Raw genomic sequence first — 5997 nt, forward strand, 5'->3', positions numbered from 1 at the left:
GGTGCCGGCGCGCCCGCCCCGACCCGTTCCGCCCGCGGCCCCGCCGACCCCGGACCCGAACCGCCGGCCGACCAGCCGCCGCCCGGCCCCGGCATCGCCCCCGGTCCCGTCAGGCGTACCGACGGACCCTACGAAGGAGACTCATGAACACCGGTGAACTCGTCGAACTCGGACAGCAGCTGCGCGTCGACAGCGTGCGCGCCTCCGCCGCAGCGGGCTCCGGACACCCCACGTCCTCGATGTCCGCGGCGGACCTGATGGCGGTACTGCTCGCCAACCACCTCCGCTACGACTTCCAGCGCCCCGCCCACCCCGGCAACGACCGCTTCGTGCTCTCCAAGGGCCACGCCTCGCCCCTGCTGTACTCCGCCTTCAAGGCGGCCGGCGCCATCGACGACGAGGAACTGCTCACCTTCCGCAAGCTGGGCAGCCGCCTGGAGGGCCACCCCACGCCGCAGCGGCTGCCGTGGGTCGAGACCGCCACCGGCTCGCTCGGCCAGGGACTGCCCGTCGGTGTCGGCATCGCCCTGTCCGGCAAGCGCCTCGACCACGCCGACTACCGCGTGTGGGTGCTGTGCGGCGACAGCGAGATGGCCGAGGGATCGGTGTGGGAGGCCGCCGAGCACGCCGGGTACGAGCAGCTCGACAACCTCACCGTGATCGTGGACGTCAACCGGCTCGGCCAGCGCGGCCAGACCCGCCACGGCCACGACCTGGACGCCTACGCCCGCCGCTTCCGGGCCTTCGACTGGCACACCATCGAGATCGACGGCCACGACGTCGACGCCGTCGACCGCGCCTACGGCGAGGCCCTGTCCACCAGGGGCCAGCCCACCGCGATCATCGCCCGCACCCTCAAGGGCAAGGGCGTCGAGGCCGTCGAGGACCGCGAGGGCCAGCACGGCAAGCCGCTGCCGGACGCCGACGAGGCGATCGCCGAACTCGGCGGCCCGCGCGACCTCACCGTCCGGGTGAGCGAACCGCCGACCGCGCGGGCCCTGCACTCGGCCGGCTCCGGACAGCTCGAACTGCCCCGCTACGAGCTCGGCGACGAGCTGGCCACCCGCAACGCCTTCGGCGAGGCACTGGCCGCGCTCGGCGGCGCCCGCGGCGACGTCGTCGCCCTCGACGGCGAGGTCGGCGACTCCACCCGCGCCGAGTTCTTCGCCAAGCAGCACCCCGAGCGCTACTTCGAGTGCTACATCGCCGAGCAGCAGATGGTCGCCACCGCCGTCGGCATGGCGGCACGCGGCTGGGTGCCGTACGCCACGACGTTCGCGGCCTTCCTCACCCGTGCCTACGACTTCGTCCGCATGGCGGCGATCAGCGGCTCCGGCCTCAATCTCGTCGGCTCCCACTCGGGCGTCGCCATCGGCCAGGACGGGCCCAGCCAGATGGGGCTGGAGGACCTGGCCATGATGCGGGCCGTCCACGGCTCCACCGTGCTCTGCCCGTGCGACGCCAACCAGACCGCCCGCCTCGTCGCCGAGATGGCCGGCCTGGAGGGCATCCGCTACCTGCGCACGTCCCGCGGCGAGACCAAGGTGATCTACGGGCCCGACGAGGAGTTCCCCGTCGGCGGCAGCAAGGTGCTGCGCTCCTCGGAAGACGACCGGCTCACCGTCGTCGCGGCGGGCGACACCGTGCACGAGGCGCTGGCCGCGGCCGACGCCCTCGCCGGGGAGGACATCCCGGTCCGGGTGATCGACCTGTACTCGGTCAAGCCGGTGGACCGGGAGACGCTGCGGCGTGCCGCCGAGGAGACCGGCTGCCTGCTGACCGTGGAGGACCACCGTGAGGAGGGCGGCATCGGCGACGCCGTCCTCGACGCCTTCACCGACGGCCGGCCCGTGCCGCGCCTGGTCCGGCTCGCCGTACGGACGATGCCCGGCTCGGCGACGCCGGACGAGCAGCTGCGCGCGGCCGGCATCGACGCCGACTCCATCGCGGCGGCCGGCCGGCTGCTGGTGGGGGAGGCGGTCGTCGCGTGAGCCACGGCGTCGCACGGACCGTCCGGGCGGGCCGGCACACCGTGGAGGTCCACCGGCCCGACAAGGTGCTGTTCCCCGCCGGGAGCGGCCGGGACGGGAGCGGCGGCGAGGAGTACACCAAGGGCGACCTCGTCGACTACTACCGGGCCGTCGCGCCGTTCATGCTGCCGCACCTGCGGGGCCGTCCGCTCATGCTGGAGCGGCACCCGGACGGCGTGGACGGCCCCCGGTTCATGCAGAAGAACACCCCGGAGCACTACCCGGACTGGATCTCCCGCGTCGAGGTGGCGAAGGAGGGCGGCACCGTCTGCCACACCGTCTGCGACGACACCGCCACCCTCCTGTACCTAGCCGACCAGGCCGCCCTGACCCTGCACCGGTGGCTGTCCCGGGCCGGGGACGCCGACCGGCCGGACCGGATGGTCTTCGACCTCGACCCGGCCGGTGACGACTTCCCCCGGGTCCGCGAGGCGGCCGTCCTGCTGGGCGAACTGCTCGACGGGATCGGGCTCCCCTCGGCCCTGATGACCACCGGCTCGCGCGGCCTGCACGTGATCGTCCCCCTGAGAGCCGGGCAGGACTTCGACGAGGTACGGGAGTTCGCGCGGGACGTCGCCGACACCCTCGCCGCGGCCCACCCCGACCGGCTCACCACCGCCGCCCGGAAGAAGGACCGCGGCGACCGGCTCTACCTCGACATCCAGCGCAACGCCTACGCGCAGACGGCGGTCGCCCCCTACTCGGTCCGCGCCCTGCCCGGCGCCCCGGTGGCGACCCCCCTGTCCTGGGACCAGCTGGACGACCCCGGCCTGCACGCCCGCCGCTGGACGGTCGCGGACGCCGTGGAGCAGGCCCGCACCCGGCCCTGGGACGGGGTCATGAGCCGCGCGCGGGCCCTGGCGCCCGCCCGGCGACGGCTGAGCGCCCTGCGCGGCTGACCAGTCGCGCGGCCCGGACGCCGGCCGCTCCGGTTGCGCGAACGTGTGGCACATGCATGGGGCCGTGGAGGTTTGGCGAACACGCTTGCGGCCACACGGAGGGGGAGGTGGCCATGTCGAACACGAACAACACGTCCGAATCGCAGAGTCCACAACAGAGTTCACGTAAAACACAGAGTTCTAGAACACAGAGTTCTCGTAAGACTCAGGACTCACAAGAACCACAGGACTCACAAGAATCACAGGAATCACAAAACTCACATAAGGCGCGTCGGCCCCGGCCGATGGAGATCCTGCGCGAGGCGCGGGCCCAGCTCGCCGAGCTCACCGGAATGACCGCGGAGAGCGTGTCGTCCTTCGAGCAGACGGAGGAGGGCTGGTCCCTGGAGGTCGAGGTCCTGGAGCTCGAGCGGGTGCCCGACACGATGAGCCTGATGGGCAGCTACCAGGTGGAACTCGACCCGGACGGGCAGCTCACCGGCTACCGGCGGGTCAGGCGCTACGAGCGCGGGAGGGCCGACGCGCGAGGTTCCGGCGGACGCTGAACCGCCCGGACGGACACACACCCACGGAATGGATGGAGGACATCCGGCATGACTGTCGTACCGGCACAGCAGACCGGCGGCGGAGGCGGCAGCAGCGGCCTTTACGACGTTCTCGAGCTCGTACTGGACAGGGGGCTCGTCATCGACGCATTCGTGCGCGTTTCCCTGGTCGGCATCGAGATCCTCAAGATCGACGTCCGTGTCGTCGTCGCCAGTGTCGACACCTATCTGCGCTTCGCCGAAGCGTGCAACAGGCTCGACCTCGAGTCCGGGCCGCGCAAGGACCCGGGCCTGCCCGACCTGGTCGGGGAGATGACCGAGTCCGGCGCCCGGGGCAAGTCCAAGGGGGCGCTGTCCGGCGCCGCCGAGACCATATCCGACGCGTTCAAGCAGGGCCGTGACGACAGCGGCTCCGAGCGGGAGACCGCCTCGCGGCCGCGTACCCGCAAGGCCGCGCCCTCGCGCCGCAAGGAGGAGCAGGAGTGAGCACGTACGTCTACGGCATCACCGACGGATCCCGCACCTCGCTCCCGGAAGGGCTGACGGGCGTCGGCGACCCGCCCCGTGAGGTGCGGATCCTCCAGGAGGGCGACCTGGCGGCCGTCGTCAGCGACGCCCCCGAGGACCTGCGCCCCAAGCGCCGGGAGCTGCTCGCCCACCAGAACGTGCTCAGCGAGGCGGGCGCCGCCGGCTGTGTGCTGCCCATGCGGTTCGGCAGCGTCGCCCCGGACGACAGCGCGGTCACCGGCGTCCTCGCGGAGCGCGCCGAGCACTACCGGGAGCGCCTGCGGGCCCTGGACGACCGGGTCGAGTACAACATCAAGGCCAATCACGTCGAGGAAGCGGTGCTGCACCACGTGATGGCCGAGAACCCGGAGATCCGCGCCCTCGCGGAGTCCAACCGGCAGTCGGGCGGCGGCAGTTACGAGACCAAGATCCAGCTCGGCGAGCTGGTCGCCTCCGCCGTCAAGGGCAAGGAGGCCGAGGACGCCGCGGCGCTGGAGAGCGCCCTGGAGCCGGCCGCCGACGCCGTCAGCGTGGGCCCCGAGTCCACCGGCTGGCTCGCCAACGTGTCGTTCCTGGTGAAGCGGGAGTCGGCCGAGGAGTTCATGGCCGCCGTGGAGCGGGCCCGCAGGGAGATGCCGCACCTGGAGGTGCGGGTGAACGGGCCGCTGCCGCCGTACAGCTTCGTGGAGCCCGGCCCGGCCGAGCCCGCGGGCACCGCGGCCGGTGGTGCGGACGCCGGAGCGGGGTGACGACCGTGGGACTCATCTCGGAGATCCTCCTCCTGCCGCTCGCCCCGGCTCGCGCCGGCGGCTGGGCCATCAGACAGGTGCTCGGCGAGGCCGAGCGCATCTACTACGACCCCTCCACGATCCGGGCCGAACTCGCCCGTCTGGAAGAGCGGTTGGACGCCGGGGAGATCACCGAGGAGGAGTTCGACCAGGAGGAGGACGCCCTCCTGGACCGGCTGGAGATCGCTACGCGCCACAGCGCGGGATTGGGCAACGGGACGGCACCATGAATCGAATGGGACTCGGCCTCGCCGTAGGGGCGGGCTATCTGCTGGGACGCACGAAGAAACTGAAAATGGCGGTCGCCGTGGGCACCATGGTGGCCGGCAAGAAGCTGAACCTGACCCCGAAGGGCATCGCGGAGCTCGTCTCCTCGCAGCTTCAGAACAACCCGCAGTTCAAGGAGATCGGGGACCAGCTGCGCACGGACCTGCGGGGCGTGGGCAAGGCCGCCTCGGGGGCCATGGTCGAGCGGCAGATCGACGCGCTCGCCGACCGCCTCCACGGGCGCACCGCGCAGGTCCGCGACCAGCTCTCCGGCGTGGCCTCGGCGGCGCCGGGCGTGGGCTCCGACTCCCGCGACTCCGAGGACTCGGAGGACTCGGAGTACGAGGACGAGGAGCGCGACGAGGAGCCGCGGGGCGAGTCGGACGACTCGGACGACTCGCACGAGTCCGACGAGTCGCGGGAGGAGCCCGAGCGGCGCCGTGAGCGGCCCGCGAAGAAGGCGTCCGAGGCGGCGCGCGGCGCGGCGAAGAAGACCCCCGCGAAGCGCCCGGCGAAGAAGGCCGCGGCGAAGGCGCCCGCGCGCAAGACGGCCGCCAAGCGGGCCCAGCCCGCGAAGAAGGCGGCCGGCAAGAAGTCGGCGCCCGCCCGCGGCGCCGGGTCCCGGCAGTCGAAGGGCGGTGGTGAGCGATGACCGACACTCTCGGTTCCGCGGCCTCCACGGCAGGCAAGGCCGCGAAGAAGAACCCGCTCGCCGACGTGGCGCAGAGCGAGGCGGCCGACCGCCTGAAGGCGGAGGTGCAGGAGTACCTCGCCGCCCAGGTCACCCGGCTGCTGACGGGCGTCGGCACCAAGCTCGGCGAGACCACCGGCAAGCTGAACGACATAGCCGAGGGCAACAGCCCCGGCTTCGCCAAGCTCGCCCTGGACGGCGGACGCAAGCTCGCCGAGGGCAAGAGCCCGATGCGGGCCGCGTTCGAGGTCGGCGCCGGCAAGGTGAAGA

General features: G+C 72.5%; 7 protein-coding genes and 1 pseudogene. All 8 read left to right on the forward strand.

What is annotated here, in order from left to right; translation table 11 throughout:
- The first annotated feature begins 143 nt into the window (after positions 1 to 143).
- Positions 144 to 1991 carry a transketolase gene (locus tag GTW67_RS20305; protein ID WP_161166237.1) on the forward strand — a complete coding sequence of 616 codons (1848 nt, stop codon included), beginning with the start codon at positions 144 to 146 and terminating at the stop codon, positions 1989 to 1991.
- On the forward strand, positions 1988 to 2929 hold the full coding sequence (gene ligD, locus GTW67_RS20310) for a non-homologous end-joining DNA ligase (RefSeq protein ID WP_161166238.1): 942 nt from the start codon (positions 1988 to 1990) through the stop codon (positions 2927 to 2929). Before GTW67_RS20305 ends, ligD begins: the two co-directional genes overlap by 4 nt.
- 113 nt (positions 2930 to 3042) lie before the next feature.
- Positions 3043 to 3474, forward strand: coding sequence for a gas vesicle protein GvpO (gene gvpO, locus GTW67_RS20315; protein WP_161165803.1), 432 nt, complete (start codon positions 3043 to 3045; stop codon positions 3472 to 3474).
- 48 nt (positions 3475 to 3522) lie between these two features.
- Positions 3523 to 3960 carry a gas vesicle structural protein GvpA gene (gene gvpJ / locus GTW67_RS20320; RefSeq protein ID WP_161165804.1) on the forward strand — a complete coding sequence of 146 codons (438 nt, stop codon included), beginning with the start codon at positions 3523 to 3525 and terminating at the stop codon, positions 3958 to 3960.
- Positions 3957 to 4730, forward strand: a complete 774-nt coding sequence (locus GTW67_RS20325; protein ID WP_161165805.1) for a GvpL/GvpF family gas vesicle protein — start codon at positions 3957 to 3959, stop codon at positions 4728 to 4730. Before gvpJ ends, GTW67_RS20325 begins: the two co-directional genes overlap by 4 nt.
- Before the next feature lie 5 nt (positions 4731 to 4735).
- Complete coding sequence (locus GTW67_RS20330; RefSeq protein ID WP_161165806.1) at positions 4736 to 4999, forward strand: gas vesicle protein GvpG; 264 nt, start codon at positions 4736 to 4738, stop codon at positions 4997 to 4999.
- Complete coding sequence (locus tag GTW67_RS20335; protein WP_161165807.1) at positions 4996 to 5688, forward strand: DNA primase; 693 nt, start codon at positions 4996 to 4998, stop codon at positions 5686 to 5688. Before GTW67_RS20330 ends, GTW67_RS20335 begins: the two co-directional genes overlap by 4 nt.
- Positions 5685 to 5997 (forward strand): annotated as a pseudogene (locus tag GTW67_RS20340) (SRPBCC family protein); the annotation flags it as partial. The gene GTW67_RS20335 and the pseudogene GTW67_RS20340, both read left to right, overlap by 4 nt.

Origin of the sequence: Streptomyces sp. SID5910 (assembly GCF_009862125.1) — a bacterium.
GTDB lineage: Bacteria > Actinomycetota > Actinomycetes > Streptomycetales > Streptomycetaceae > Streptomyces.

Coding starts and splice junctions, on each gene's coding strand:
- GTW67_RS20335 (WP_161165807.1), top strand. CDS start 4,996: ATGAATCGAATGGGACTCGGCCTCGCCGTAGGGGCGGGCTATCTGCTG.
- GTW67_RS20305 (WP_161166237.1), top strand. CDS start 144: ATGAACACCGGTGAACTCGTCGAACTCGGACAGCAGCTGCGCGTCGAC.
- gvpO (WP_161165803.1), top strand. CDS start 3,043: ATGTCGAACACGAACAACACGTCCGAATCGCAGAGTCCACAACAGAGT.
- gvpJ (WP_161165804.1), top strand. CDS start 3,523: ATGACTGTCGTACCGGCACAGCAGACCGGCGGCGGAGGCGGCAGCAGC.